At 61.1% G+C, this 393-nt stretch carries 1 protein-coding gene; it reads right to left on the bottom strand.

Annotated features, from left to right (window positions below):
• Positions 1 to 140: 140 nt before the first annotated feature.
• Positions 141 to 393: transposase (locus tag ACZXDY_RS46480; protein ID WP_464350099.1), on the bottom strand; the 253-nt coding region annotated here is incomplete at its 5' end.

Raw genomic sequence — 393 nt, 5'->3', positions numbered from 1 at the left:
CATCAGCTCAAGGTCGTTGTCATTGGCCGGCCGCGGCGGCCGATATACGCTCGATCGCGCAACGCTCAGCAGTTGGCATTGCCGGCGGATCGACAGACTCTCATGATCGCGCTGAAGCAATCCTCGGCGATCCGGCGCGCTCATCTTCCGGACCTCCTGGCTAAGAAATCTCGCTCGACCGTCAATTGTCCGATCTTGGCGTGGAGCTTCTCGACCTCCAGTTCGTGGGCCGCCTCGCCATCCCGACCAGCGCCCGCGTCGAACGCCCGAACCGCTTGATCCTGAAGCTGCTTCTTCCAGGCGTAAATCTGGTTCACATGCACCTGGTAGCGCTGCGCCAGATCCGTCACCGTTGATTGTTCTCGCAGCGCCTCCAAGGCGATCTTTGCCTTC

The organism is Bradyrhizobium sp. LeoB3 (assembly GCF_055456055.1).
The sequence above is the reverse complement of the archived record's forward strand: the minus strand, read 5'-3'. Positions and strand labels throughout refer to the sequence as shown.